Genomic DNA, 26,438 nt, shown 5'->3' on the forward strand with positions numbered 1-26,438 from the left:
TCATTGTCTTTGCGACGCCCTCCGGCAACGGGGGCCGCGTGCGCGGCAGCCAGTACACACAAGCGACCGTAGGTTTTTTCGGAGTGGCGATGGGCAACGAAGGGGTTATGGATCCTGTCGAGGGGGGTACGGTCGACCACGGTCGCCGCCGCTTCCTGACAGCCACGACGGCGGTGGTCGGCGCAGCAGGCGTCGGCGTGGCCGCGGTTCCGTTCATCAAGAGCTGGTTCCCCAGCCAGCGCGCCCAGCTTGCCGGCGCGCCGGTGACCGCCGACATCAGCGCACTCGCCGAAGGCGAGCGCCTGATGCTCGAGTGGCGCGGCCAGCCGATCTGGATCGTGAAGCGCTCGCGGGCCATCCTGCAGGCGCTGCCGACGCTGGACGACCAGCTGCGCGACCCGAAGTCGGAGAATCCCGAGCAGCAGCCGGAGTACGTCCGCGAGGCCAACCCGGAGCTGCGCTCGCTGAAGCCCGAGATCTCGGTGCTGGTCGGCCTGTGCACCCATCTCGGCTGCTCGCCGGAAATGGTCGCCGAGATCCGCCCGGCCCCGTTCGACGCCAACTGGAAGGGCGGCTACTTCTGCCCCTGCCACAAGTCGAAGTTCGACATGGCCGGCCGCGTCTACCAGGGCGTCCCGGCGCCGACCAACCTCGTGGTGCCGCCGCACCATTTCGTCGACGACAACACCATCGTCATCGGCGTCGATCCGCAGGGGGCCGCGTAAGCCATGTCGAACGTGATCACGCGTACCGCCAACAACGTGATGGACTGGGTCAACGAGCGTGCGCCCGGCATGATGCCGATGTACCGCAAGCACATGACCGAGTACTACGCGCCGAAGAACTTCAACTTCTGGTACTACATGGGCTCGCTGGCCATGCTGGTGCTGGTCAACCAGATCGTCACCGGCATCTTCCTGACGATGCACTACAAGCCGAGCGCGGCCGAGGCCTTCTCCTCGGTCGAGTACATCATGCGCGACGTGGAGTGGGGCTGGCTGATCCGCTACATGCACTCCACCGGCGCCTCGCTGTTCTTCATCGTCGTCTACCTGCACATGTTCCGCGGGCTGATGTACGGCAGCTACCAGAAGCCGCGCGAGCTGGTGTGGATCCTGGGCATGCTGATCTACCTGGTGCTGATGGCCGAGGCCTTCCTGGGCTACGTGCTGCCCTGGGGCCAGATGTCGTTCTGGGGCGCCAAGGTGATCATCTCGCTGTTCGGCGCGATCCCGGTGATCGGCGGCGGCCTGGTCGAGTGGATCATGGGCGACTACCTGCCGTCCGACGCCACGCTCAACCGCTTCTTCGCCCTGCACGTGATCGCGCTGCCGCTGGTGCTGCTGCTGCTGGTCGTGCTGCACCTGGGCGCGCTGCACGAGGTCGGGTCGAACAACCCCGACGGCGTCGACATCAAGAAGGGTCCGAAGGGCAACCGCTGGGACGCGAACAAGCCGGCCGACGGCATTCCGTTCCATCCCTACTACACGGTCAAGGACCTGGTGGGCGTGGGCTTCTTCCTGATGATCGCGGCCTTCATCATCTTCTTCGCACCGGCTTTCGGTGGCTGGTTCCTGGAACATGACAACTTCACCGAGGCCAACCGCCTGGTGACGCCGGAGCACATCAAGCCGGTCTGGTACTACACGCCGTACTACGCGATGTTGCGCGTGGTGCCGGACAAGCTCGGCGGCGTGCTGGTGATGTTCGGCGCGATCGCGATCCTGTTCCTGGTGCCGTGGCTGGATCGCGCGAAGGTGCGCTCCTACCGCTACCGCGGCTGGATGTCGAAGCTGCTGCTGGGCCTGTTCGCGATCAGCTTCATCTGGCTCGGCAAGATCGGCGCCGGCCCGGGTACCGACCCGGTCGAGACCATCGTCGGCCGCGTCCTGACCTTCTTCTACTTCGCCTTCTTCATCACCATGCCGCTGTGGACCAAGATCGACTCCACCAAGCCGGTCCCGGAGCGGGTGACGACGCATGACTAAGCCCATGACCCTGATCACCCGCGCCACGGCCTTCGCGGCTGCCATGCTGCTCTCGTTCTCCGCACTGGCCGCCGCGGGCGGGCCGCTGCAGCACGCCGGCACCGACCTGGGCGACACCGCCTCGCTGCAGCGCGGTGCCCAGCTGTACATGAACTACTGCTCGTCCTGCCACTCGCTCAAGTACCTGCGCTACTCGCGCATGGCCGACGACCTGGGGCTGACCGAGCAGGAGGTGATGGACAACCTCAACTTCACCGGTGCCGCCTTCGGCGAGCAGATCCTCACCGCGATGCCCGCCGAGGGCGCCGCCCAGTGGTTCGGCACCGTGCCGCCCGACCTCAGCCTGACCTCGCGCGTGCGCGGGGGCGACTGGATCTACAGCTACCTGAAGTCGTTCTACATCGACGAAGAGCGGCCGCTGGGCTGGAACAACACCGTGTTCCCCAACGCCTCGATGCCGAACGTGCTGTGGGAAATGCAGGGCGTGCAGCGTCCCGTCTACGGTGCGATCGACCCGGCCACCACCGAGCCGAGCATCGACCGCCTCGAGATCGCGCACGCGGGCAGCATGGACGGCGCGCAGTTCGACCAGGCCGTGCGCGACATCACCGCCTTCCTGGAATACGCCGGCGAGCCGATCGCGACCAAGCGCGAGGCGCTGGGCGTGTGGGTGATGCTGTTCCTGGCGTTCTTCACCTTCCTCGCCTGGCTGCTGAAGAAGGAATACTGGAAGGACGTCCACTGACGGCGACGGCAGGGAACCGGGCAGCCGTCCGCGAGGGGCGGGCGGCGCCAATGCGGCTGGCGGATTCCGGCCGCGGGAGAGTTGTTCGATGATGGCAGCGAGTCCGCGCATGCGTAATGCACTCACGCTCTTTTCCTCGGCCGACGATGTCCTCTGCCACCGGGTGCGACTCGTGCTCGCGGCAAAGGGCGTCACCTACGACCTGATCACGGTCGACCCGAAGGACCCGCCCGAAGACCTGATCGACCTCAACCCGTACCACTCGGTCCCGACGCTGGTCGAGCGCGACCTGGTGCTGTACGCCGCGAGCGTCGTCACCGAGTACCTGGACGAGCGCTATCCGCACCCGCCGCTGATGCCGGTCGACCCGCTGTCGCGGGCCCGCCTGCGCCTGGCGATGCTGCGCCTGGAGCATGACTGGGTTCCCGAGGTCCGCACCATCCAGACCGGGACCAAGGCCACCGCCGACGCCGCGCGCAAGCGGTTGAAGGAGCTGGTGGCCACCTCGGTGCCGCTGTTCAAGGCCTACAAGTTCTTCCTCAACTCCGAGATGAGCCTGGCCGACTGCGCCATGGCGCCGATCATCTGGCGCCTCGAGGCGTTGGGCGTGCCGCTGCCCAAGGATGGCAAGGCGATCGAGGACTATGGCAACCGCATCTTCCGCAATCCGGGGTTCACGCGCAGCCTGACCGCGCAGGAACGCCACCTGCGCGAGCTGCCGGCCTGACGTCGTCGTCCCGCGCTAGAATCCGGGCATGAACGATGCTTCCCGGATGACCAGCCATCGCCCCTACCTGCTGCGGGCGCTGTACGAGTGGATCGTCGACAACGGAATGACGCCCCACCTCCTGGTGGACGCGACCCGTCCGGGCGTGCGCGTGCCCGCGCATACCGTCAAGGAGGGCCGCGTGGTGCTGAACGTCGCCGAGCGCGCGGTCACCCGCCTGTCCATGGACAACGAGGCGGTCGGTTTCACCGCGCGCTTCGGCGGCGTGAGCCATCCGGTGCTGGTCCCCATCGCCGCGGTGCTGGCGATCTATGCGCGGGAGACCGGGCAGGGCATGGCGCTGCCCGATGACCAGGGCATGCCGGCCGCGTCCGGGGACGCCGAAGACGCCGGGCTCGAGGGCGGAAACGAACCTGCGGCCGGCAGCGAGGTCGTGCTGGGCGTGGTGCCCGGTGGAATCGGCGACGACGACGCGCCCGTCGCGGACGACGACGGCGGGGACGACGATGGTGGCCCGGCGCCGAAGCGTGGCGCCCACCTGCGCGTGGTGAAATAGCCCGCGCGCTCAGTCCCCGCCGAGGAGGCTCGACGCCACCGCCGTCGCGGGACCCGTGAACGACACCAGGCGCGTGCCATGGAAGACCATGCGCCCGCGCTGCCGGTCCATGCCGTCGTGCGAATACTCGAAGCGGAAGCTGCGCTCCAGGCCCATCCGGCCGTCGTCCCGGCGGCGCAGGCGCAGGCCCACCGCGTGCACCGTCTGGTCGAGCAGCTGGACGCCGGCTGCGCGGCAGGCCGAGCGGCCGATCTCGATGGCGTGTTCGCTGGCGGCACGCGCGGCGTTCCACCACGCGTAGGCGAAGGCGCCGGCTATCATGAGCAGGATCAGACTGGGCATGGCTGGGCAATCTGGGGCCAACCCGCGGTTTGGGCAAGCCTTTGCGTGGGCTTCACGCAGGACGTCGCACTTTCTCCCCGCATGAACAGCCAACTCCGTGTCGACCCGGCCCCCAGTCCATCCGCCGTGCGTGAAGCGCGTGGCGTCGTTGCCTCCACCGTGGTCCGGCCCGCACTGCCGCGCTTCGTCCTGCGCGGCGTCAGCGGCGCCGGCTTCGGCCGCACGTTCCCGCTGGTCGGCCCCACGGTGCTGGGACGCGCGCCCGAGTGCGCCATCCACCTCGACCATCCGGGCATCTCGCGCGAGCACCTGCGGCTGACGCCGACGGCCGAGGGCCTGCTGGTCGAGGACCTCGGTTCGACCAATGGCTGGCTGCTCAACGAAGTGCCGCAGCAGCGTGGCTGGGCCCGCCATGGCGACGAGATCGGCATCGACGTGCTGCGCTTCCGCGTCGTCGCCCCCGGGCTTGCGCCGGTGCCGACCCCGCAGGCGGGCACGGCACCCGCGCGGACGGCCGGCGTGTCGAACCGGTGGTGGCTGGCCGCGCTCGCGGTGCTGGGCACCGTCGCGGTACTGCTGCTGCGCTAGGCGGGCGGCGGGCCGAGCTTCAGCGAGAGGTCGATCGCGCGGACGTGCTTGGTCAGGCCGCCGATGGAAATGCAGTCGACGCCGTCTTCGGCGATCGCGCGCAGCGATGGAAGATCGACGCCGCCCGAGACTTCGAGCGGGATCCGGCCGCCGGCGATGCGCACGGCCTCGCGGCGGTCGGCGGCATCGAAATCGTCGACCAGGATGCGGTCGCAGCCGGCCTCGAGCGCCGCGCGCAGTTCGGCCAGGGTCTCGACTTCCACGATCAACGGCAGGCCGGGCTGGCTGGCACGCGCGGCGGCGATGGCGGCGCCGATCGAGCCGGCCGCGCGCACGTGGTTCTCCTTCAGCATCACCGCGTCGTACAGACCGAGCCGATGGTTGTCGCCGCCGCCCACGCGCACGGCGTACTTCTGCGCGATGCGCAGGCCGGGCAGCGTCTTGCGCGTATCGAGGATGCGTGCGGGCGTGCCGCGCACGGCGTCGACGTGGGCCGCGGTCGCGGTCGCGGTGCCCGACAGGGTCTGCATGAAGTTCAGCGACGTGCGCTCGGCGCTGACCAGGGCGCGGGTGCGGCCTTGCAGGGTCGCCAGGACGGTGCCCGCCGGTACGCGCTCGCCCTCGGAGACGCGCCATTCGATCCGGACGTCCGGATCCAGCGCCCGGTGGCAGGCATCGAACCAGGGGCGGCCGCAGACAACGGCGCCCTCCTTGCACAGCAGGTAGGCGGATTCCGGTGCGTCGGGCAGCAGGGCGGCGGTGACGTCGCCGGCGCCGAGATCCTCGGCCAGGGCGCGTTCGACGTCCGTGGCCACGAGCTCCGCGGCCGGAGCGGCGATGATCGCGCCCGCGGCCGCGCTCATGCTGCGGGGAACCCCTCGACCTGGGAGGTGGCGAGCGCCTCTTCGGCCAGCAGGACCGGGATGCCGTCATCCACGCGGTACACCGTGCGCCGGTCACGGGTGACCAGGGCCTCGCGCAGCGGTTCGGCCTGGGTCGCGTCGTCGCCGCGCCTGACTCCGCCGGTGGCGATGGCCCGGTTCAGCGCCTCCAGCCCGGCAGGTTCCAGCAGGGCCAGGGACTGGCGGCTGGAGGGGCAGACGAGGATGTCGAGCAGCTTGCGGTCCATGGCGGGTACGGTCGGCGCGAGGGATCGCTAGAATACGTCTTTGCCACAGGGGACGGCCATGACCGCCACCACCAGCCCGCCGGTCGTCGGCATCGTGATGGGTTCGCGCTCCGACTGGGAGACGATGCAGCATGCGGTGCGCAAGCTCGAAGAACTCGGCGTCGCGCACGAGGTCCGCGTGGTGTCCGCGCACCGCACGCCCGACGTCCTGTTCGAGTACGCCGCCACCGCGCGCGACCGCGGCCTGAAGGCGATCATCGCCGGCGCCGGCGGTGCCGCCCACCTGCCTGGCATGCTGGCTTCGAAGACGCCGGTGCCGGTGCTGGGCGTTCCGGTGCAGTCGAAGGCACTCAACGGGATGGACTCGCTGCTGTCGATCGTGCAGATGCCGGCCGGCGTTCCGGTGGCGACGTTCGCGATCGGCAATGCGGGCGCGGCCAACGCGGCGCTGTTCGCGGCCGCGCAGCTCGCGGCGGCCGGCGACACCCGCGTGGCCGCCGCGCTCGACGCGTTCCGCAAGCGCCAGACCGAGGAGGTCGCCGGCAACGACGACCCGCGCCTGTGACCACCGTCGGCATCCTTGGCGGCGGCCAGCTGGCGCGCATGATGGCCCTGGCCGGCGCGCCGCTGGGCCTGCGCTTCTCGGTGATGGACACCAGTGCCGAGGCCTGCGCGGGTCAGTTCGCCCCGCTGGTGGTCGGCGACTACCGTGACGGGGCGGCGCTGGCCGAGTTCGCGTCCGGCATCGACATCGCCACCTTCGACTTCGAGAACGTGCCCGCGGCATCGGCGCAGTGGCTGAGCGAGCGCGTCCCGATGTTCCCGAACCCGCGCGCGCTCGGCACCAGCCAGGACCGCTTGGCCGAGAAGACGCTGTTCGGCGCGCTGGGCATCCCGGTTCCGGGCCATGTGCCGGTCGACACGCGCGACGAACTCGATGCCGCGATCGCGGAGCTCGGCGTGCCCTGCATCCTCAAGACGCGGCGGCTTGGCTACGACGGCAAGGGCCAGTTCCGCATCCGCGCCGCCGGCGACGCCGCTGCGGCGTGGGAAGCGCTGGGCGGGCAGGCCGCGAACGGCGGGCTGATCCTGGAAGCGTTCGTGGCGTTCGACCGCGAGCTGAGCGTGGTGGCCGTGCGCGGCCGCGACGGCGAGTTCCGCACCTGGCCGTTGACCGAGAACTGGCACGTCGACGGCGTGCTCTCCGCCAGCCTCGCGCCGGCGCGCGTGGACGTGGCACTGGAAGCGCGGGCGTTCGGATACGCACGCGCGCTGGCCGAAGCGCTGGACTATGTCGGGGTGTTCGCGCTCGAGCTGTTCTGCCGCGGCGGCGAGCTGCTGGCCAACGAGCTGGCGCCGCGCGTGCACAACTCCGGACACTGGACGATCGAAGGCGCCGAGACTTCGCAGTTCGCCAACCACCTGCGCGCGGTGCTGGGCCTGCCGCTGGGCGCGGTCCGTCCGCTGGGCCGCAGCTGCATGCTGAACTGGATCGGCGAGATGCCGGCGCACCCTCCCGTCCTCGCCGAGGCCGGCGGGCATTGGCACGACTATGGCAAGACGCCGCGCGAGGGCCGCAAGGTGGGCCATGCCACGCTGCGGGCCGACAGCGACGCGGCGCTGGCCGATGCGCTGGAGCGTGTGGGATCCGCGCTGGGCCGCGACGCCCAGACCGCGCCCGTCATCGCCCGCCTCCGCGAGCCGGACCGCGAGCCCCTCCTGTAGGAGCGGCTACAGCCGCGATCCCCCCGCCAGACCCGCGCATCTCCGCCCCGCACCTGCGGACGCGGCCGCGCAACAGCGACCCCGTGTCGCCGCAGTCCCGGCGTCAACGCATGTGCGAAGCCACCGCCGCCCAATCCACCACGTTCCAGACCGCCTCCACGTACCGGCCGCGCGCCTCGCGATAATCCAGCACGTAGGCGTGCTCCCACAGGTTCAGGCCGAACAGTGGCCGGTCGTCGCCGGTGATCGGCGACGCGGTATTGCAGGTGACGGCGACGCTGACCGTCCCGTCGGGGCGCTGCAGCAGCCATGCCCAGCCGGATCCCTGCAGGGCCAGGGCGACCGTCGCGAAACGCTGGCGAAACCGCGTGGCGTCCCCGAAGCGGCGCACGATGGCGTCCGCCAGCGCACCTTGCGGTTCACCACCGCCGCCCGCGGCTGCGGGCTTCAGGCAGCGCCACTGGAACGCCAGGTTCCAGGCCTGCGCCGCGTGGCCCTGGAGGGTGCCCTGCGCGGTGCGCACGAGATCCTCGAGGGCCGTCTCACCCAGGCCGGCTGCCGGCGCCAGCGCATTGACCGCGTCGAGGTGGGCGCGCTGGTGGCGGCCGTGCTGCAGGTCGAGCGTGTCGCCCGAAAGATGCGGTTCGAGGGCGGTGCGATCCCAGGGCAGGGCGGCGAGTTCGATGGGCATGGACGCTACAATAGCGCGATCACCATCACACGCCGCGCGCCCTGGTCGCGCGGCCCGCCACGCTGGAGCCAGCATGCCCATCATCGATCGCATCCAGGCCGAGATCTCCGGCCATCCCATCGTCCTCTTCATGAAGGGCACGCCCCAGTTCCCCATGTGCGGCTTTTCCAGCCGGACGGTCGGCGCACTGCGCGAGGCCGGCGCGGAGATGGCCACGCTGCACAGCGTCAACGTGCTCGAGGATCCCGAGGTCCGCGCCAACCTGCCGCGCGTGTCCAACTGGCCGACCTTCCCGCAGCTCTTCATCAACGGCGAGCTGATCGGCGGCTGCGACATCACCATGGAGCTGTTCGAATCCGGTGAGCTCGCGCGCATGATCGCGGAGACGCAGCAGGCGTGAGCGGGTCGGCGGCAGCTGCAGCGCCGGGGCATGCGCTGGACGGGCGCGTGGTCATGGTCACCGGTGCCCACGGCGGCCTTGGCGCGGCGGCCGCCCATGCCTGCGCAAGCGCAGGCGCGACGGTCGTGCTGCTCGGCCGCAAGATCCCCAAGCTCAACCGCGTCTACGACGCGATCGTGCGCGACCCGTCCGGGCTGCCGGAGCCGGTCAACTATCCGTTCGACCTGTCGGGCGCGGAATACGGCGATTACATGGAGCTGGCCGGACGCATCGGCGCACAGCTGGGCCGCCTGGACGGCATCCTGCACTGCGCGGCGGAGTTTCCCGGGCTGACTCCACTGGAGCACACCGACCCCGGCCACTTCGCGCGCGCGCTGCACGTCGACCTGACCGCCCGCTGGTGGTTGACCCAGGCCTGCCTGCCGCTGCTGCGCGGCTCGCCGGACGCGGCGGTGGTGTTCGTGCTCGACGACGACGTCCCGGCCGCGTACCGCGGGGCCTACGGGATCGCACAGCACGGCCAGCGCGCGCTGCTGGACACCCTGCATGCGGAACACGCATCGGGGACCGTGCGCTTCCAGGGCCTGCGCCCGGGGCCGATGCGCACGCCGCTGCGGGCGCGGGCGCACGTCTCCGACGACGACCGTCGCGCCCGCGACCCGGCCGTGGCCGCCGAGGCCTGCGTCGTGCTGCTCTCGTCGGCCGGTGCCGCGCACCGCGGCCTGGTCCTGGATCCCGCGCCGTGACCATCGCATCCGCGGCCCTGCTGCTGTTCCTGATCCTGGACCCGCTGGGGAACATCCCGGTGTTCCTCAGCATCCTCCGCCACCTGCCGCCGAAGCGGCAGCGGATCGTGCTGGCGCGCGAGCTGCTGATCGCACTCGGCGTGCTGATGCTGTTCCTGTGGGTGGGCAAGTACGCGCTCGAGGTCATGCACCTGCGCCAGGAGTCGGTGTCGATCGCCGGCGGCATCGTCCTGTTCCTGATCGGCATCCGGATGATCTTCCCGCCGCCGGAGGGGCTGATGGGCGAGCTGCCGGGCGGGGAACCCTTCATCGTGCCGCTGGCCGTGCCCCTGGTGGCCGGCCCCTCGGGCATGGCCGCGGTCATGCTGATGGGCACCCGCGAGCCGGACCGGCTCTGGGAATGGAGCCTTGCCCTCGGGGTCGCGTGGGGCGCGACGGCGGCCATCCTGTTCTGTGCGCCCTACCTCTATCGCCTCCTGGGCGCCCGCGCGCTGACCGCCGTCGAGCGCCTCATGGGCATGCTGCTGGTCGCCATCTCGGTCCAGATGCTGCTCGACGGCCTGGCCGGCTACCTGGGGTCCCTGCCCGCCGCGTGAAACCGTCATCCGGCTGTCATACGGGCCGGCTACCGTGTTAATCTGTTGTTAACCGCTGCCGCCAGGCGGTCGCGGCGTGAGTGGGAACCCAACCCGAAGATCTCGTCCCTCCGCGCCTGTCCGCGCGGCCCGTTTCCTTGCCAAGAGTCCAGCCATGACCCGTCGCAACGCCTTCCGTGTGTCGAAACTTTCGCTCGGCCTGATCGCCGCGCTTGCCGCCGCACCCGTCTTCGCCCAGAGCGCCACGTCCGCAGGCGTGGGCGGCGTCGTCATCGGAAACGACGGGCAGCCGGTGACCAATGCCGAAGTCACCATCGTCCACGTCGAGTCGGGCACCACCAGCCGCGTCACCACCGATGCCAGCGGCCGCTACAGCGCCCGCGGCCTGCGCGTGGGTGGCCCGTACGAGATCACCATCACCAAGGCCGGCGCCGGCACCAAGACCGAGGACAACGTGTTCCTCGGCCTCAACGCCGCCAATACCGTCAACGCCCAGCTCACCGGCGACGTGACGACCCTGGCCACCGTGACCGCGGTCGGCGTGGCCGGCGGCTCCGAGATCTTCAGCGCCACGAAGATGGGCACCGGCACCAGCCTCAACAACGATGCCATCGAGGCGCTGCCCTCCGCGTCGCGCAACATCCAGGACTATATCCGCCTCGACCCGCGCATCTCGCAGGTCAGCAAGGCCGATGGCTCGATCTCGGCCGGTGGCCAGAACTCGCGCTACAACGTGATCCGCATCGACGGCGTCAGCAACTCCGACCCGTTCGGCCTCGAAGCCAACAACATGCCGACCGAGCGCCAGCCGGTCTCCATGGACGCGATCGAGGAAATCCAGATCGACCTGGCCAACTACGACACCACCATCTCCGGTGGCACCGGCGCGGTGATCAACGCCGTGACCAAGTCGGGCACCAACGAGTTCCACGGCAGCGCCTACTACACCGTCCGCGACGGCGACTGGGTGCGTGACGAGCTGCGCGGCATCGACTTCAACGGCTTCGACAAGGAAGAGACCTACGGCTTCACCTTCGGTGGCCCGATCATCAAGGATCGCCTGTTCTTCTTCGCGAACTACGAGCAGTTCAAGCGCGAGCGCCCGGGCACCAGCCTCTCGGGCACCCCGTACGGCGACGGCGACATCACCGACGGCGACATCCAGCGCGTGATCGCCGCGTCGAACGCCTTCGGCTTCGACCCGGGCAGCTTCAACCCGCCGAGCATCTCCGAGACCGACATCGAGGAATACGCGGTCAAGCTCGACTGGAACATCAACGACAACCACCGTGCGGCCCTGCGCTACAGCAAGACCGAGGAAGTGGTGCCCAAGCTGGTCGGCTTCGGCGGCAGCAGCGTCTCGCTGTCGAGCTACTGGTATGACCAGAACAAGACCTTCGAGAGCACCGTCGCCGAGCTGTTCAGCGACTGGAGCGACAACTTCTCGACCGAGTTCAAGGTCTCGCAGCGCGACTACGCGTCGGTGGCTTCGACCTATGCCGACCTGCCGACCATCATCATCAACAACGTCGGCACCGGCCAGGACACCATCAACCTCGGCACCGAGCGCAACCGCCACGTCAACGTCGTCGACACCAAGCAGACCACGTTCTTCGGCGCCGGCACCTGGTACGTGGGCGACCACACGCTGAAGTTCGGCTTCGACTACGAAGACAACGACATCGTCAACTTCTACGGTCGCGACCTCAACGGCGTCTGGACCTTCAACAGCCTCGAGGACTACGAGGCGGGGCGCGTGCTGCGCTATGACCTGCGCGCGCCGCGTGCCGGCGGCAGCCGTTCGGACATCCCGGCGGCCTACACCTTCGAGAACCTCGGCCTGTTCGTGCAGGACACCTGGGCGGTCAACTACAACCTGAGCCTGATGTTCGGCGTGCGCGTCGACATCCCGGACTTCGGTGACTCGCCGATCTACAACCCGCGCATCGAGGAGATCTACGGCCTCGACAACACGGTCACCGTCGACAAGAAGCTGTGGCAGCCGCGCTTCGGCTTCAACTACACCTTCGACAGCGAGCGCCCGACCCAGCTGCGCGGCGGCGTCGGCCTGTTCCAGGGCGGCAACCCGAACGTGTGGCTGGCCGGTCCGTTCCAGAACACCGGCCTGAACTTCGACACCTACGCGCTGACCGGCGGCAACGTCCCGGCGTTCGACCCCAGCGTGCCGCCGGACGTGCCGACCGGTGGGGCGGCCACCGCGCCGCGCATCACCGCCGACATCATGGAGCCGGGCCTGGCTCTGCCGTCGATCTGGAAGGCCAACCTGGCGTTCGACCATGAGCTGCCGTGGTACGGCCTGGTCGCGTCGGCCGAGTTGCTGGTGACCAAGAACAAGAACGCGCTGTGGTTCGACCGCATCGACATCGGCAACCCGACCCGCTACGGCCAGGACGGCCGCGAGATGTTCTGGAACGCCGCCGGCTACAACCCGGCCAACCGCGACGGCAACGGCATCACCAACGGCCGCCGCGGCGCGTCCAACCGCGCCAACCGCAACCCGCAGGTCGACCAGGCCATCGTGATCCGCAACACCGACAAGGGTTCGGCCCGCCAGCTCACCCTGGCGCTGTCCAAGCCGATGGTCGACCAGTGGGCCTGGACCCTGGGCTACACCTACACCGACGCCACGGAGTTCAGCCCGGCGACGAGCTCGCAGAACTCGTCGAACTGGAACAACACGCTGGTGCTCAACGCCAACGATCCGGTCGGCTACAACTCGCGTTACGCCATCAAGGACCGCTTCACCGCGGCCCTGACCTGGCAGAAGGCGTTCTTCGGCGACAACATGACCACCGCTGGCCTGTTCTACGAAGGCCGCTCCGGCCGTCCGTTCAGCTACATCTACTACAACGACTTCAACGGCGACAGCGCCGGCACGAACGACCTGTTCTACGTGCCTGCCGGCCCCGGTGACGTCCAGTGGGTGGGTGGCGCCGCGATGGAGCAGGCGTTCTTCGACTGGATGGCCGCCGAAGCTCCCGAGCTGCAGGCCTACCGCGGCCAGGTGGCCCCGGCCAACGCCTTCCGCGCGGGCTGGACCAACAGCTTCGACGTCCGAGTGAGTCAGGAAATCCCGATGTTCTTCGAAGGTCACAAGGCGGAGATCGCCTTGGACATCATGAACGTCGGCAACCTGATCAATAAGGACTGGGGCCTGATCGACGACTACGGCTTCTTCGCAACCCGCCGCGTGGCCAACTACGCAGGTATCGATCCGGCGACCGGCAAGTACGTCTACAACTTCTCCGGTTCGACCGACAACTCGGGCATCCAGGAGACCAACGGCGACGGCATCAATACCGCCGTGTCGCGCTGGTCGGTCATGCTGAGCCTGAAGTACAAGTTCTGACCGGTAGCAGACAGGTGTGATCGGACGGCCGGGGCTTGCCCCGGCCGTTTCCGTTTCCGGGGCCCGTTGCGCTAGAGTCGCTGGCCGAAAACACGACATAGAACAAGAAGAAGAGAGCGCAGATGACCCTTTCCTCCCGGCCCGAGGCCACCCTTCCCACCGTCGACGCCCGCATCTACCCGCGCGGCGGCCTGGACATCCTCTCGCGAGACGAAGTGGCGCGCCTCAAGGACGCATCCTCCGGTGGCCTGCACGACCTGCTGCGCCGCTGCGCGCTCGCGGTGCTGACCAGCGGCAGCGCCAACGACGACCCACGCGCCGCCCAGGAGATGTACCCCGATTTCGACATCCAGGTCCTGCAGCAGGACCGCGGCCTGCGGATCGAGCTCAAGGCCGCCCCGGCGATGGCCTTCGTCGACGGCGAGATCATCCGCGGCGTCGCCGAACTGCTGTTCGCCACCGTGCGCGACCTGGCCTACATGGCGATCGAGCTCGGGCCCGAGCACGCGAGCGACCTGGAGTCGTCGGCCGGCATCACCAATGCCGTGTTCGGCCAGCTGCGCAACGCCCGCCTGCTGCAGCCGAGCGAACCGAACCTGGTCGTCTGCTGGGGCGGCCACTCCATCAGCCGCGTCGAGTACGAGTACACCAAGCTGGTCGGATACGAACTGGGCCTGCGCGGCCTGGACATCTGCACCGGCTGCGGCCCGGGCGCGATGAAGGGCCCGATGAAGGGCGCCAACATCGCCCATGCCAAGCAGCGCCAGCGCCGCCCGCGCTACATCGGCATCACCGAGCCGGGGATCATCGCGGCCGAGTCGCCGAACCCGATCGTCAACCAGCTGGTGATCATGCCGGACATCGAGAAGCGCCTCGAGGCCTTCGTCCGCGTGGGCCACGGCATCATCGTGTTCCCGGGCGGCGTCGGTACCGCGGAGGAGATCCTCTACCTGCTGGGCCTGCTGCTGCGCGAAGAAAACGCCGCGCTGCCGTTCCCGCTGATCCTGACCGGACCGGTGTCGTCCGCGCCGTACTTCGAACAGATCGACCGCTTCATCCGCCTGACCCTGGGCGACGCCGCCGCCGCGCGCTACCAGATCATCGTCGGCGACCCGCAGGCGGTCGCCCGCGCCATGGCCACGGGCGTCAAGCGCGTCCGCGAGGCACGGATCCACAACAAGGACTCGTTCTACTTCAACTGGGGCCTGGACATCCCGCTGCCGTTCCAGCAGCCGTTCGTGCCGACGCACGAGGCGATGGCCGGGCTGGACCTGCATCATGGAAGGAAGCCGCATGAACTGGCGGCGGACCTGCGCCGCGCGTTCTCGGGGATCGTGGCCGGCAACGTGAAGGAGGACGGGATGCGGAGGATCGAGGCATTCGGTCCGTTCCAGATCCATGGGGATCAGGACATGATGGAGTCGCTGGATGCGCTGTTGCGGGCGTTCGTGGAGCAGAGGCGAATGAAGATCTCGGGGGAGTATCGGCCTTGTTATGAGGTGGTGACCTGATCAAAGGGCACGTCGTAAGGCGGAAGCCCAGGGGATACGAATCGTGGCGACGTGTCGGCCGGCAGAGGTATGCGTGTCTACCCCGCCTTCGCCGCCCGTCATGTCGTCGATTCGCTGGCTGACGGACGCCAGTCCTACGCCGTGCCCCCTTCCGTCGTCCGGTGTCACCCCGGCTGGAAGATCGTTGCGCACCGATAGGATCAGGTGTTGTGCATCCGAAGTCACGAGGATGTCGATGCTGCCGCCACCTTCCCTGCGTTCTATGCCGTGTCGTACGGCGTTCTCAACCAGCGGCTGGAGTGATAACGAGGGGAGGCTCACGGCGGGCAGCGGAACCGGGAGTTCCCACCGGACGTCAAGCCGCTTTCCGAGGCGCAGGTGTTCGATCGACAAGTAGCGCTTGGTGAGGTCCACCTCTTGCTCGAGCGGTATATAGCTTGGACCCGTGAGTGCTGCCCGGAACAGGTCGCTGAGATCCAGCAGCAACGTTTCCGCGGCATCCGGGCGCGCGTGGACCAGCGCAGCAGCGGTGTTGAGTGTGTTGAAAAGGAAATGCGGATGAGTGCGCGCCTGCAGGGATTCGAGCTCTGCCTGCTTGGTCCGCAGCGCAAGTTGCCGCGAACTCCACGTGATCCGGAATGTCGCAAGCGCCATCAGGCCCAGGATCAGCGCGATTCCCGTCAACCGCACAAAGAAGCCCGCCCAGGTTTCCTCCATCGGCCATGCATCCCTGAGCGTCACCCAGGTGAGCGTGCCGACAAGCCATGCGTTTGCAACCAGAAGTCCCAGCGCGGTCCAGGCGAGGTAGACAGCGTGCAGCCGTCCCAGGGCGCTCCTCAGGGCGTACATCAGCGCCAGAGTCAGGAGGGCGACCCATTGGATCAGTAACGAGGCAAGTCCGAAGTAAAGCCACCGGTCCTCCCCGGCATTGGAGGCGAGGGCGAGAACCAACGCGAGGCCCTCGCCCGCAATGAGGGTGGCCACCACCGTCCGGGGCTGGGCCAGCGTCTCCAGTGGGGAATGGATTGCCAAGCGCATCAGCAGACGTCCGGCAGGAGGCGGGCCAATGCCGATTCTAAGCCGTTCAAGCTCCCCTTCGGTACGCCTGTCGGGGCTGGATGGCGCGCGACCACCTCCCTGTAATAGCCTTCCGTCGGGTTAGATGGGGACGTACCGATGGGGAAAGCTCTTACGGGGAGGCCGGTTTGCGCCGAGGGGGGCTTCACCCTGACCGAGGTCATGGTCACTGTGGCCGTCCTGGCCGTGATCATGGCCATCGCAATACCCAGCATGACGGTAGTGGTCAACAACAACAGGTTGACCGCACAGTCCAATGAACTCGTAGCCGCACTGCAGCATGCGCGGAGCGAAGCCGTGAAATTCAATGCGCCCGTGAGCGTCTGCAAGTCCACCGACGGTGCGACGTGCTCGACGGCTGCAGGAACGTGGGGGGGATGGATCACGGTCGTCGACGCGACTGGCGAGGTGCTGAGAAGCAGGGTGCTGGACGGGCCGGTGCAGATGACCTCCGATTTCGATGCGGTGACGTTTCGCGGCGATGGCCTGGCGCGCGCTGCCGCCGGCGGCCTTCTCACGGCCGATGCCGTCGCCTGCCTGCCCACGGAGAAGCCCGTTGACAACCAGCGTGTTGTCAGCATCCGCAGCGGCAGCCGCATTTCCACTGAAAGCCGCAGCGGAGCGGGGGCATGTCCATGATCCGGAACATCAGTCGGCATCGGCGGCGCACTGTCTCGACCGCGAGGGTTGAACGCGGGGCCAGCCTGATCGAAGTGCTCGTGGCAGTACTCATCATGGCCATAGGCCTCCTGGGCATCGCCGCCATGCAGACCGCGGCGCTTCGCAACAACCAGAGTGCCCTGGAACGCAGCCAGGCGGTCATCCAGACCTACGCCATCCTGGACGCAATGCGTGCCAACCGGGACCAGGCACTGGCAGGCGCGTACAACATGGGCGCCTTGACTTGCGCGGTTCCTGCCGCGGTCGGCACGTTGGCCCAGAACGACGTGAATGCGTGGATGCAGTCGATCCACGACACCCTCGGCACCGACGCCTGCGGACAGGTGACATGTCCCGCGAACAGCCCTTGCCAGGTCACGGTTCGCTGGAATGACATCCGCGCCACCGACGGCGGCATCACCGGACAGGCCGCGGGAAACCGCAGCATCACCACGATGGCATTGCTATGAATCCGAACACGCCTCTCCGCAGAATGCGTGGCTTCAGCCTGATCGAGCTGATGGTCTCCCTGCTCATTGGTCTGCTTGTGATGGGTGCCGCGATCGGAATCTTCCTTTCAAACCGGCAGGCCTTTCGAGCGACCGAGAACATCAGCCAAGTGCAAGAGAGCGCGCGTACCGCGTTCGAGCTGATGGCCAGGGACATCCGCGAAGCCGGTGGAAATCCCTGCGTGAACAACCTTCCGATTGCCAACGTCATCAACTCGCCGGCGGATCGCTGGTGGACCGACCTTCAGCAGTGGGGAACGGCCGTCCGGGGCTATGGGAACGCGGAGGCCTTTCCGGACGCTGGATTCGGGACTGCCACGGCGCAGCGCCTTGCCGGTACCGATGCCATCCAGCTGCTTTCGGGAGAAGACCAGGTGGTGACCATCAGCGCCCACAACCCCGGTGCCACCCAGTTCACCCTCAACACTGACGTGGGCAGCCTGGGCTTCAGCGCGGGCGACCTCATGCTTGCCTGCAATTCCCGACAGGCGTCGCTGTTCCAGGCCAGCAGCGCGGGCGGAACCCAGGTCATGCATGCGGCGGGAGGATCGCCTGGCAATTGCTCGGGCAACCTCGGTCTCGTCGCCGAAGGTGCCGCGTGCTCGGGCCGCCCGGTCTTCACGTATGCAGCTCCGAACTCCGTGCTGGTGCGCATGCATGCCACGAGGTGGTACATCGCCAATAACGCGCGCGGGAGACGATCGCTCTACCAGTCGAGAACGACGGGAGGCGCAATTGCCAACGAGGAAGTCGTCGAGGGCGTGGCCGACATGGAGATCACCTATCTGCTGCGTGGTGGCACCGTGTACGTGGACGCCGCCACCGTAGCCGGCGCCTGGGGCGACGTGATCGCGACCCGTGTGGAGTTGACGTTGGAAAGTCCCGAGAACGTGGGCGTGGATGGAGGTCGGCTTGACCGTCAACTGGTCCAGGTCACGACGCTCCGCAATCGGAACTCCTGAAATGTCCAAGAACCTTGCCTCCCCGTCCCGCTACAGCCGCGGCGCATCGTTGCTCGTGGTGCTGATCCTCCTCCTGGTCATGACCGTGCTGGGGCTGACCATCCTGCGCAGCACCATGCTCGAGGAGCGGATGAGCGCGAACATGTTCGACCGGAGCCTGGCCTTCCAGGCGGCCGAGACCGCCCTGCGCGAAGGCGAGGCGCTGGCCGCGCTGCCAGCGACCCGCGCGAACGTCCCCGATCCGGGCGAGCCCTGCGTAGGGGGGCTGTGTCCCACACCCGATGCCAGCCAGCCGGATCGCTGGCTGGACAGCGCATTTGCTGGCTGGGTCAGCGCGGGCACTGACGTGAGCGCCTTGGCCGCGACCCCGCAATTCTTCGTGGAGTACATGGGGGATGCGCCGACATGGCCCGGATGCGACCTTGTCGACGAAGCGAACATGTCACCGCTCTGCATGCGGCCGCGTTATCGCATCACGGCGCGCAGCCAGGCAGCGGACCGCGCCTCGGTCATCCTCCAGTCGAATTTCATTGCCCAGTAACTGCGTATAGCGGAGCAGCACCATGGATATTCGTTTTAACAGGAAGTCTGCAGACGCGCGCCAGTCACGTTCGCTGGCGATGGCCGTCGGTTTCCTCGCGACTATGCTTTCAGCCCCCGGAGCTGCAAGCATCTCCATGCCCAATGAGCCGTTGACGACGGGCGCGCGCGTCGCGCCCAATGTTCTTTTCATTCTCGACGATTCAGGGTCGATGTCGTTCACAGAAATGTACAACCCTGTCGTGAGTTCGGTGTCGTCTGTCTCCGGAATCCGAGCGCGCTCGTACGCGACCAACACCATTTATTACAACCCCGCTGTGACGTATCGGCCCTGGGTCACCGCCGGCGGTGCCCTCATGACCGGCGGCACTGGCTACGATGGGGTCTACGGGGACTTCAACAATGCCGGCGGAAATACGATCAATCTCTCCAGTTCTTCCAGCTGCCGGTCATTCAACCAGAACGACAACGCCACCTCCGGCGAGATGTCGGGCGGCACGCAGGTATGTGGTGGCACCCAGACCTACTACGTGCCTAAAAACCCGGCAATGACGTCACAAGCCTACCTGTCTGACGGGAGGAACTACTGGCGATACCAGATCCATACCGACGGGAGGGTCGTTCGCAGCGAGTATGGTCCACGAACAGGCAGCGCCCCCGACTTCAACAGGGGTCTCGACAATCGCGATTGCAGCAGTGGTAGTGGCACTGGCAATGCCTGGCGCAACTGTACTTTCGCGACCGCTGCTCCGGGGGTTACCGGTCGTAGCGAGGAGGCCGAGCGAAACAACTACGCGATCTGGTTTTCGTATCATCGCACCCGGATGAAAGCTGCAAAGGCGGGTGCGAGTGAAGCGTTCAGTGATCTCAGTGACGACGTCCGCGTCGGCTTTCGCACGATCTGGAGGCGCAACGGTAGCCAGACGAATGGCAACTGGCCTACGCAAAGCAACCCGATACCGGTGAATTACAACAATGGACTCTTTTCAGACGTGACCATTGGTGGTGTCCTGTACAACAACAGGTCGAGGTGGTACAGCAGGCTGCAGAGCTCGATCGGATACAACGGTACGCCGCTGCACGGGGCCCTCCAAGCAGCCGGCGACTATTTCAGCGGCGATAGCGCGAGCGGCGCGTACGGGCCCGAATCTACTGAGGAACAACTTTCCTGCCGACAGAATTTTGCGATTCTGACCACAGACGGCTACTGGAACGATTACAGCAATTACAGCAACGTCGGCAACGTCGACAACACCGCTGGTTCCCAGATCACGTCTCCATCCGGCCAGAGCTACCAGTATTCCCCGTCCGCGCCCTACAAGGATGGCCATGGCGGAGCTAGTGGAACCCTCGCGGACGTCGCGATGCGTTACTGGAACCGCGATCTGCGCTCGGATCTCCGGAACATCGTACCGACAACGGCTGCCAATCCCGCGTTCTGGCAACACATGGTTACCTTCGGCATCTCGATCGGCCTGCAGGGAAGCACTGGCATGCGAAGCGTAGGTGATGTTCCTAGCAACTATGCGTCGTGGCCTGATCCTACGGACGGCGAGGACGCCGACCGCATTGACGATCTTCTGCATGCTGCTGTCAATTCACGAGGTACGTTCCTGTCTGCTTCCAACCCGGAGGAGTTCCAGGAAGGTCTGAAGGGAGCGCTGGCCGCCATTGTGGAACGCACCGGCTCTTTCTCCAATGTCGCAGCGAACTCTTCCACGCTGAATGCCCAGACCCAGCTCTTCCAGGCCAACTATGTATCCGGCGTGTGGACGGGCGACATTCTGTCCTTCGCTCGCAACGCTGCAGGGACGGCATTTGAAACGACGCCCGAATGGAAGGCGTCCGAGCAGATTCCGACTGTAAATCGTCGCGTGTTCACGAAGGCGGGAGCGTTCCCGGCGAGCGCCACCGCAGGACAGTTGAGCGCATTGAGGAGGACCGCTGCAGGAGACTATCCTGTTACTGGAGAGAACAACGCGGCGTACCTGACTGGTGCGCGCGAACTCGAACTCCGCAACGGCGGTAATCTCAGGAACCGGAATCATCTTCTGGGTGACATTGTGAACTCGTCGCCGGCATATGTCGCGGATACCAAGACGCTGTATGTCGGCGCGAATGACGGCATGCTGCATGCCATAGATTCTGAAGACGGCAAGGAAGCGTTCGCGTTCATTCCTGATGGAATCCACTGGGGTAATTTCGGCAGCCTGAGCAGGCCGGATTACGGCCACCGTTACTTCGTCGATGGCCCAGTGGTGGTCTCAAGTCGCACACAGACTCCTGGCGAGAATATTCTCGTGGGTAGCCTTGGCAGGGGCGGAAAGGGGATATTCGCGCTCGACGTAACCACTCCGGCAAGTTTCAACGCGTCGAGCTTCAAGTGGGAAAAGTACGAGACACCAGGCAACAACATGGGTCTGGTGCTGGGGAAGCCGATCATCGGGCGGTTGAACAACGGCGAGACGGGCTTGATCGTGCCTAACGGCATCAACAGCACGACGGGACGCGCAGTTCTCCTTGTCTACAACCTGCGGACGGGGGTGTTGTTGCGCGAGATCGATACCCTGGTCGGCTCTCCCGCTGCGAACAATCCTGATTCGAACGGCCTCATGGCGCCGGTCGGTCTCGACCAAGACGCGAACGGGACGCTTGACGTGGTTTATGCCGGTGACATGTTGGGCAACGTATGGAAGTTCGATCTGTCGGCAAGCCTGCCCGCCGGGTGGGGCGTGGCATTCTCGGGCGACCCGCTGTTCACGGCGCGCGGCCCGAGCGGGGAGCGACAGCCGATCATGGGAGGTGTTGCGGTTGGCATCCATCCCACCAGTTATCGTCCATGGGTGTTTTTCGGCACTGGCCGATTCATGACAGTCAGCGATCCCTCCAACCAGGATGTGCAGGGGCTGTACGGAATTGCAGACTTTGGTACACCGATTACAAACAAGGCCAGCCAACTCACGCGTCGCCGTGTCATCGTGGCAACGACGGCGGATGGGAGGCGCATCCGCGGCTTCCAGGCCAATGACGCCCTCCCGCCCGGTTCACGGGGCTGGTACGTCGACTTGCTGGAACCCCCGGCACCCGGGACACCCATCGGGGAGCGGATCGTGACGGCACCCCAGATGAGCGGCAGTGCGCTGGTGGTCAGCAGCATCATTCCGCTATCCGACGCGTGCGAGTCGGACGGGCGCGGGTATATCAATGCCTTGGATGCGTTCACTGGGACAAGCACGAGTTCGCCATTTTTCGATACCGATGGCGACGGCGATTTCACCGACGAGATGGTGGAGGCGGTTGATGAGGACGGTAATACGATCCTGGTTCCCATTGGCTCCGTCGACCCCGGACTCGGCATGGTGACGCAGCCCACACTCTTTGGTGGTGGCGGTGGGGGCGGTGGAGGTGGAAATGGTGAGGCCTGCGCATCAGGTTCTACCGGCGAAGCTGGCTGCATCGACATCGACGACCTTCGGAATACGGGCCGCGTTTCCTGGCGCGAAGTCCTGGGGAGATAAGACATGGATCAGAGGTATTCCCGGTCGTCAGAGCTCGGCTTCACGCTGTTGGAGGTGATGATCACGGTCGCCATCGTTGCGATCCTCAGTTCGATTGCCTACGCCAGCTATGACTCCTTCATGGTCAACAGCAGGCGGGCCGCCGCCGCGACGTGCTTGCAGGAGCGCGCGCAGTTCATGGAGCGCTACTACTCGACCTATCTCACTTACAACCGGGTTGCGACCCCGCCTGTCATCGCCCAGTGTGGCGCCGAGATCACGCCGTTCTACCAGGTGGGCATGCGGGCCGGTTCGCTGGGGGCGAAGACCTACATCCTGCAGGCGGTGCCACAGGGTATCCAGGCCGCAAAGGACGTGGGCTGCCGGACACTGACCCTCAATGCGCAGGGTGTACGTGGAGTGACGGGAACCAAGCCAGTGGAGAGATGCTGGTAGTCCTCTAAAAGTCCCCATGGCCGCCCCGGGGTGTACGGGGCGGCCTGGTTCACGCCCTCGGACTCCTCTCCTCCCGCACCTTCGGCCGCCGATCACTGACCAGCACGCTCAGCACGATCCCGAACCCCAGCGCCGAAGCCAGCAGGAACATCACCATCGCGACCGCGGGATAGCCGAACAGCTTCGGCCCCGCGACATCGCCGCGCATCAGCATCGCGCTCGCCATGATCAGGGCGGCGACGATGACGCCGGCGGCGACCCGGTTGGCGATCTTCTGCAGGTTCTCGGTCAGCCGCGATTCCTGCAGGCCGCCGATGTTGACCCGCAGTTTGTTCTCCGACACCAGGGACAGGATCGTCGAGAGTCTGCGCGGCGCCTCCTGCAGCAGGGCCTGCAGCTCCATGGCGTCGCCGGCGAGGCGGCTTGGCGAGAACGCCTGGCGCATCCGCTGGCGCATCAGCGACTGCAGGTGGCCGTCGACCACGCGCTTGACGTCGAGCTCGGGCTCCAGCGCGCGACTGACGCCTTCGAGGTTCAGCAGGGTCTTGCCGAGCATCTGCATCTCGGGCGGGGAGCGCAGTCCGCAGGTCAGTCCGAGGCGGGCGAGTTCCAGCATCAGGCGGCCTTCGGACAGGGCCTGCGAGCCGCCATGCGCGGCATAGCGCGCCACGAGGTGGCTGACCTCGCGCACGTAGCGGACCTCGTCGAAATCCTCGAGCTGGATGGACATGGCGATGGTCTCGCCGGCCACCTCTTCGCCGCGCCCGTCGACGGAGGCGAGCAGGAGCTTGAGGAGGTGCTCGCGTTGGCGCGGCGGGACGTGCGCCACCATTCCCAGGTCGAAGATCGCCAGTCGCCCTTCTTCGGTCACCAGCATGTTGCCCGGGTGGGGATCGGCGTGGATCTCGCCGTGGACGAAGACCTGGTCGAGGTAGCCGCGCATCAGCGCCGATGCCAGCAGCTCGTAGTCGTTCTCGGTACGCCGCAGGCCGCCGAGCGAAGTGACCTTGGTCCCGCGCACGAGCTCCATGGTGAGCACGCGCCGGGTGCACAGGTCGCGCAGCGGCGCGGGGACCTGGAGTTCGGGGTAGTCCGCCAGGCGCTCGCCGAATCGTTCGAGGTTGTCGGCCTCCAGGCGATAGTCGAGTTCCGCCATCAGCGACTTCCGGAACTCCTGCACCCATTCCGAGAACCGCACGCGGCGCCCGATGCCGGTGGCGCTGTCCGCGCGGCGCGCCAGGCCGGCAAGGGTGTCGAGGTCGATCATCGCTTCGTTGTCGACGCCCGGACGCTGGACCTTGACCGCGACCTCGCGCCCGTCGTTCAGCACGGCGCGATGCACCTGGGCCAGGGAGGCCGAACCCAGCGGGACGTCTTCGAACTCCTTGAACAGCTTGCCGAGCCGCACGCCGAGTTCGGCTTCGACGATCTCGCGGATCTCGGCGGCGGGGACGGGCAGCACGTCGTCCTGCATCCGCTCGAGGGCTGCCAGATAGGCGGGGGGAACCATGTCGGTCCGCGTGGACAGTGACTGGCCGAGCTTGATGAAGGTAGGCCCCAGGGCCTCCAGGTCGCGGACGAACGCCACGGGTCCGAGATCGTCGGCCTCCTGTGGGGATTCCACGACCTCTGCGACCACGACGGTGTCGCTGCCGGGGTCGGCGAATACCCCTGATGCGCGGTGCTTGAGTACGAACCGCAGGATCTGGGCGCTGCGCGCCATGCTGCTGTTTCCGGCCATGGGCCCTCCTGTTCAGCGCAAGGTAGCCCTGCGGGTGTCAAGGCGGGCTGAGGGCCAGGAGTTCGAGTCCGTCACGTATCTCCCACCGGGTCGGCCTTAGGGTCGGACTTTCTCCGCACGGGACGACGGCCATGAAGCTCTCCATGACCCTGCTGGCGCTTGGCTGTGGCATCGCGACCATGCTGGCGGGCTGCGATCACAGCGACAGACGCACCGATGCCGGCGAGGCGCGCGACCAGGCCGAGGCGGGGCAGGTTGCTGCGCAGTCCCCGGGCGGAGCGGAACAGACAGGGACTTCGCGGCAGCCATCCGACCCGTCCGGCATGACGGTGGGTTCGCGCGTTGAGCCACGCGATGGCGGACAGACCACGCTCGCGATGTCGGGCACGCCGGCGTCCCACCTGGTGGATGGCGCAGGAAGCGCGGTGTACGTACTGGCGGGCAATGCCGACGGCAGCAAGTGCGACGCGGCCTGCCAGGAAGCCTGGCCGCCGGTGCTGGCCCATGAGGCCCAGGCCGGGGCGGGAACAGGCGTTGAAGCAAGCAGGATCGGCACGCTGGAACGCAACGGACGGACGCATGTCACCTACGGCGGCCAGCCGCTCTATCGGTATGCCGCGGATGCGGGCGCCGGGCGCACCGCTGGCGCCGGGGTACAGGACCAGTGGGGCAAGTGGTCCCTTGTCGGTCTCGACGGGCAGCCGCTCGCGGACCCGGCGGCGCCGGGCGACTAGCTTTCCCCCGTCGCAACTGCAGGCGAGAACAGAGGCTCGTGTGGGCTCGAGCGATATGCGGTCGCGACGCAAATTCAGCTACCACGATCCAGAACGAGTAGCCGTGACGATCGCCGTCGCGGCAGAGGTCTTGGGCCTCAACGGCACTGTGGGCGGGAGGAGTCGCTCAAAGCGATCCGGGTGCGGACGCTGTTCTTCAGCGCCCCGCATCCGACTGAGTCTGGTCGACCAGGCCCGCGATTCCGTGCCGCGTCGCAACCTTCTGCAGCAGCACGTCCACCCACTCGTGCTCGGTCGGCGCGAGGTCCTGGAAGCCCGCGCAGTGCTGCTCCCACACCTGCCGGAGCTCACCCACGTCGATCGCGCGACGCTGGCAGGACGCGAGTGCCGCGTCCAGCTCATGCAGGCGATTCATCAGCTCCCTGGTTTGCACGGACAGCGCTCCGGATGAGGAGTGCAAGCATGCGCGGAAGGGCCGCTTGAGGGCGTGAAGTGGGTGTCTGCTGCGGCAAGAAGGTGATCGCGGCTGTAGCCGCTCCTACAGGGGGAGATGGGCGAGCCCGGTGCCGCTAATCCGTTGCAGGTGGCCGGTTCCACTGCGTCCGTGACGACTCCCAACGGCGGCGGCCTCTGGCTTGGATGGCGGCCAGCATGAGCTCGGTGCTGCGCCGTGTGCCCTCAAGGCGAAGCGTCGCCCCCTTGGTCAGGATCGTCCTTCCAGCGATCGCTGCGCTCGTCACGGTCGGCATCGCGCCACCGGCTTCGCGCATCCAGCTCCCCGTCCTCGACGCGCCGCGGCTGCGTGCTCTCGCCGCGACCGCGCCCCGGGTAATCGCCACGACCCGGCCCGTTTTCCTCGTAACCGCTTTGTCCCGGCACGCCTGGCATGTCGTCGACGGGATCGCGTCTGCCGGCCGAAGGCTCGACATCGTCGTAGGGCTCCGGACCGTCCTGCCGACGCACGCCACCCGCGCGATCGGCCGCGCCCTTTGCGCCGGCAGCTGCATCGGACTCCAGGCGCTTCGCACCGTCGACCTTGTCGCGCTCCACGCCGCCTGCAGGGGCGTCGTCGCCGCTGTGCTTGTCGCCCTGGTTCATGTCGTTCTCCTGAGTCGAAGTGTCGAAGCGTGCTCAGGCCGAGGCCTGCC

At 67.1% G+C, this 26,438-nt stretch carries 28 protein-coding genes; 20 read left to right on the forward strand and 8 right to left on the reverse strand.

What is annotated here, in order from left to right; genetic code table 11:
* Positions 1-89: 89 nt before the first annotated feature.
* From petA to JGR68_RS03430, 5 genes are all read left to right on the forward strand, one after another.
* Positions 90-725 (forward strand): ubiquinol-cytochrome c reductase iron-sulfur subunit, encoded by a 636-nt coding sequence (gene petA, locus JGR68_RS03410; RefSeq protein ID WP_199360576.1) that lies wholly within the window; start codon positions 90-92, stop codon positions 723-725.
* Between the two features lie 3 nt (positions 726-728).
* Entirely contained in the window at positions 729-1,988 is a 1,260-nt protein-coding gene (locus JGR68_RS03415) for a cytochrome bc complex cytochrome b subunit (protein WP_199360579.1), read from the forward strand.
* Entirely contained in the window at positions 1,981-2,733 is a 753-nt protein-coding gene (locus JGR68_RS03420; RefSeq protein WP_199360581.1) for a cytochrome c1, read from the forward strand. The genes JGR68_RS03415 and JGR68_RS03420 overlap by 8 nt, the downstream gene beginning before the upstream one ends.
* A gap of 91 nt (positions 2,734-2,824) precedes the next feature.
* Complete coding sequence (locus JGR68_RS03425) at positions 2,825-3,460, forward strand: glutathione S-transferase N-terminal domain-containing protein (protein ID WP_199360584.1); 636 nt, start codon at positions 2,825-2,827, stop codon at positions 3,458-3,460.
* Positions 3,461-3,488: 28 nt separating this feature from the next.
* Positions 3,489-4,016, forward strand: coding sequence for a ClpXP protease specificity-enhancing factor (locus JGR68_RS03430; RefSeq protein ID WP_199360586.1), 528 nt, complete (start codon positions 3,489-3,491; stop codon positions 4,014-4,016).
* 9 nt (positions 4,017-4,025) lie between these two features.
* Here the strand turns inward: JGR68_RS03430 and JGR68_RS03435 are convergent, their stop codons facing one another.
* Positions 4,026-4,358 carry a DUF3301 domain-containing protein gene (locus JGR68_RS03435; protein ID WP_199360588.1) on the reverse strand — a complete coding sequence of 111 codons (333 nt, stop codon included), beginning with the start codon at positions 4,356-4,358 and terminating at the stop codon, positions 4,026-4,028.
* Between the two features lie 81 nt (positions 4,359-4,439).
* On the opposite strand from JGR68_RS03435, the gene JGR68_RS03440 reads away from it, so the two are divergent.
* Positions 4,440-4,946, forward strand: coding sequence for an FHA domain-containing protein (locus tag JGR68_RS03440; protein WP_200672718.1), 507 nt, complete (start codon positions 4,440-4,442; stop codon positions 4,944-4,946).
* Here the strand turns inward: JGR68_RS03440 and nadC are convergent.
* A complete protein-coding gene (gene nadC, locus JGR68_RS03445; RefSeq protein WP_199360592.1) occupies positions 4,943-5,809 on the reverse strand; it encodes a carboxylating nicotinate-nucleotide diphosphorylase in 867 nt (288 codons plus the stop codon). The two genes, JGR68_RS03440 and nadC, sit on opposite strands and share 4 nt — an antisense overlap.
* A complete protein-coding gene (locus tag JGR68_RS03450) occupies positions 5,806-6,075 on the reverse strand; it encodes a Trm112 family protein (RefSeq protein WP_199360594.1) in 270 nt (89 codons plus the stop codon). Before JGR68_RS03450 ends, nadC begins: the two co-directional genes overlap by 4 nt.
* Before the next feature lie 58 nt (positions 6,076-6,133).
* Between JGR68_RS03450 and purE the strand changes: the two genes are divergently transcribed.
* Together purE and JGR68_RS03460 are read left to right on the forward strand one after the other, a co-directional pair.
* A complete protein-coding gene (gene purE, locus JGR68_RS03455; RefSeq protein WP_199360596.1) occupies positions 6,134-6,640 on the forward strand; it encodes a 5-(carboxyamino)imidazole ribonucleotide mutase in 507 nt (168 codons plus the stop codon).
* Positions 6,637-7,800, forward strand: a complete 1,164-nt coding sequence (locus tag JGR68_RS03460; protein WP_199360598.1) for a 5-(carboxyamino)imidazole ribonucleotide synthase — start codon at positions 6,637-6,639, stop codon at positions 7,798-7,800. The genes purE and JGR68_RS03460 overlap by 4 nt, the downstream gene beginning before the upstream one ends.
* Before the next feature lie 103 nt (positions 7,801-7,903).
* Here the strand turns inward: JGR68_RS03460 and JGR68_RS03465 are convergent, their stop codons facing one another.
* Positions 7,904-8,491 carry a Fe-Mn family superoxide dismutase gene (locus JGR68_RS03465; protein WP_199360600.1) on the reverse strand — a complete coding sequence of 196 codons (588 nt, stop codon included), beginning with the start codon at positions 8,489-8,491 and terminating at the stop codon, positions 7,904-7,906.
* A 73-nt stretch (positions 8,492-8,564) separates the two neighbouring features.
* Here JGR68_RS03465 and grxD point away from each other — a divergent pair, with 73 nt between their 5' ends.
* From grxD to ppnN, 5 genes are all read left to right on the forward strand, one after another.
* Positions 8,565-8,891 (forward strand): Grx4 family monothiol glutaredoxin, encoded by a 327-nt coding sequence (grxD, locus tag JGR68_RS03470; RefSeq protein WP_199360602.1) that lies wholly within the window; start codon positions 8,565-8,567, stop codon positions 8,889-8,891.
* Complete coding sequence (locus JGR68_RS03475) at positions 8,888-9,637, forward strand: SDR family NAD(P)-dependent oxidoreductase (RefSeq protein ID WP_234446576.1); 750 nt, start codon at positions 8,888-8,890, stop codon at positions 9,635-9,637. Before grxD ends, JGR68_RS03475 begins: the two co-directional genes overlap by 4 nt.
* Positions 9,634-10,233: a YhgN family NAAT transporter gene (locus tag JGR68_RS03480; RefSeq protein ID WP_199360604.1), complete on the forward strand. Its 600-nt coding sequence runs from the start codon at positions 9,634-9,636 to the stop codon at positions 10,231-10,233. Before JGR68_RS03475 ends, JGR68_RS03480 begins: the two co-directional genes overlap by 4 nt.
* Before the next feature lie 154 nt (positions 10,234-10,387).
* Entirely contained in the window at positions 10,388-13,603 is a 3,216-nt protein-coding gene (locus JGR68_RS03485) for a carboxypeptidase regulatory-like domain-containing protein (protein ID WP_199360607.1), read from the forward strand.
* A gap of 122 nt (positions 13,604-13,725) precedes the next feature.
* Entirely contained in the window at positions 13,726-15,114 is a 1,389-nt protein-coding gene (gene ppnN, locus JGR68_RS03490; protein WP_199360609.1) for a nucleotide 5'-monophosphate nucleosidase PpnN, read from the forward strand.
* On the opposite strand, the gene JGR68_RS03495 is transcribed toward ppnN, so the two are convergent.
* A complete protein-coding gene (locus JGR68_RS03495; protein ID WP_199360611.1) occupies positions 15,115-16,152 on the reverse strand; it encodes a histidine kinase in 1,038 nt (345 codons plus the stop codon). It abuts the gene before it with no gap.
* Positions 16,153-16,290: 138 nt separating this feature from the next.
* Between JGR68_RS03495 and JGR68_RS03500 the strand changes: the two genes are divergently transcribed.
* From JGR68_RS03500 to JGR68_RS03525, 6 genes are read left to right on the forward strand one after another with little or no spacing between them, the layout of a single operon-like run.
* Positions 16,291-16,830 (forward strand): GspH/FimT family pseudopilin, encoded by a 540-nt coding sequence (locus JGR68_RS03500; protein ID WP_199360613.1) that lies wholly within the window; start codon positions 16,291-16,293, stop codon positions 16,828-16,830.
* Positions 16,821-17,321 carry a type IV pilus modification protein PilV gene (gene pilV, locus JGR68_RS03505; RefSeq protein ID WP_234446578.1) on the forward strand — a complete coding sequence of 167 codons (501 nt, stop codon included), beginning with the start codon at positions 16,821-16,823 and terminating at the stop codon, positions 17,319-17,321. Before JGR68_RS03500 ends, pilV begins: the two co-directional genes overlap by 10 nt.
* Positions 17,318-18,322, forward strand: coding sequence for a PilW family protein (locus tag JGR68_RS03510; protein ID WP_199360615.1), 1,005 nt, complete (start codon positions 17,318-17,320; stop codon positions 18,320-18,322). The genes pilV and JGR68_RS03510 overlap by 4 nt, the downstream gene beginning before the upstream one ends.
* Before the next feature lies 1 nt (position 18,323).
* Positions 18,324-18,863 carry a PilX N-terminal domain-containing pilus assembly protein gene (locus JGR68_RS03515; RefSeq protein ID WP_199360617.1) on the forward strand — a complete coding sequence of 180 codons (540 nt, stop codon included), beginning with the start codon at positions 18,324-18,326 and terminating at the stop codon, positions 18,861-18,863.
* A 22-nt stretch (positions 18,864-18,885) separates the two neighbouring features.
* Positions 18,886-22,380 carry a PilC/PilY family type IV pilus protein gene (locus JGR68_RS03520; RefSeq protein ID WP_199360619.1) on the forward strand — a complete coding sequence of 1,165 codons (3,495 nt, stop codon included), beginning with the start codon at positions 18,886-18,888 and terminating at the stop codon, positions 22,378-22,380.
* Positions 22,381-22,383: 3 nt separating this feature from the next.
* Complete coding sequence (locus JGR68_RS03525; RefSeq protein WP_199360621.1) at positions 22,384-22,815, forward strand: type IV pilin protein; 432 nt, start codon at positions 22,384-22,386, stop codon at positions 22,813-22,815.
* 49 nt (positions 22,816-22,864) lie between these two features.
* Here the strand turns inward: JGR68_RS03525 and JGR68_RS03530 are convergent, their stop codons facing one another.
* Entirely contained in the window at positions 22,865-24,556 is a 1,692-nt protein-coding gene (locus JGR68_RS03530) for an AarF/UbiB family protein (RefSeq protein ID WP_199360623.1), read from the reverse strand.
* A gap of 143 nt (positions 24,557-24,699) precedes the next feature.
* Between JGR68_RS03530 and JGR68_RS03535 the strand changes: the two genes are divergently transcribed.
* A complete protein-coding gene (locus JGR68_RS03535; RefSeq protein WP_200672720.1) occupies positions 24,700-25,290 on the forward strand; it encodes a hypothetical protein in 591 nt (196 codons plus the stop codon).
* A 196-nt stretch (positions 25,291-25,486) separates the two neighbouring features.
* On the opposite strand, the gene JGR68_RS03540 is transcribed toward JGR68_RS03535, so the two are convergent.
* A complete protein-coding gene (locus JGR68_RS03540) occupies positions 25,487-25,705 on the reverse strand; it encodes a hypothetical protein (RefSeq protein WP_199360628.1) in 219 nt (72 codons plus the stop codon).
* 263 nt (positions 25,706-25,968) lie between these two features.
* On the reverse strand, positions 25,969-26,388 hold the full coding sequence (locus JGR68_RS03545; RefSeq protein WP_199360630.1) for a hypothetical protein: 420 nt from the start codon (positions 26,386-26,388) through the stop codon (positions 25,969-25,971).
* Between the last annotated feature and the right edge of the window lie 50 nt (positions 26,389-26,438).

Origin of the sequence: Luteimonas sp. MC1750 (genome assembly GCF_016615955.1) — a bacterium.
Taxonomy (GTDB): Bacteria; Pseudomonadota; Gammaproteobacteria; order Xanthomonadales; family Xanthomonadaceae; genus Luteimonas.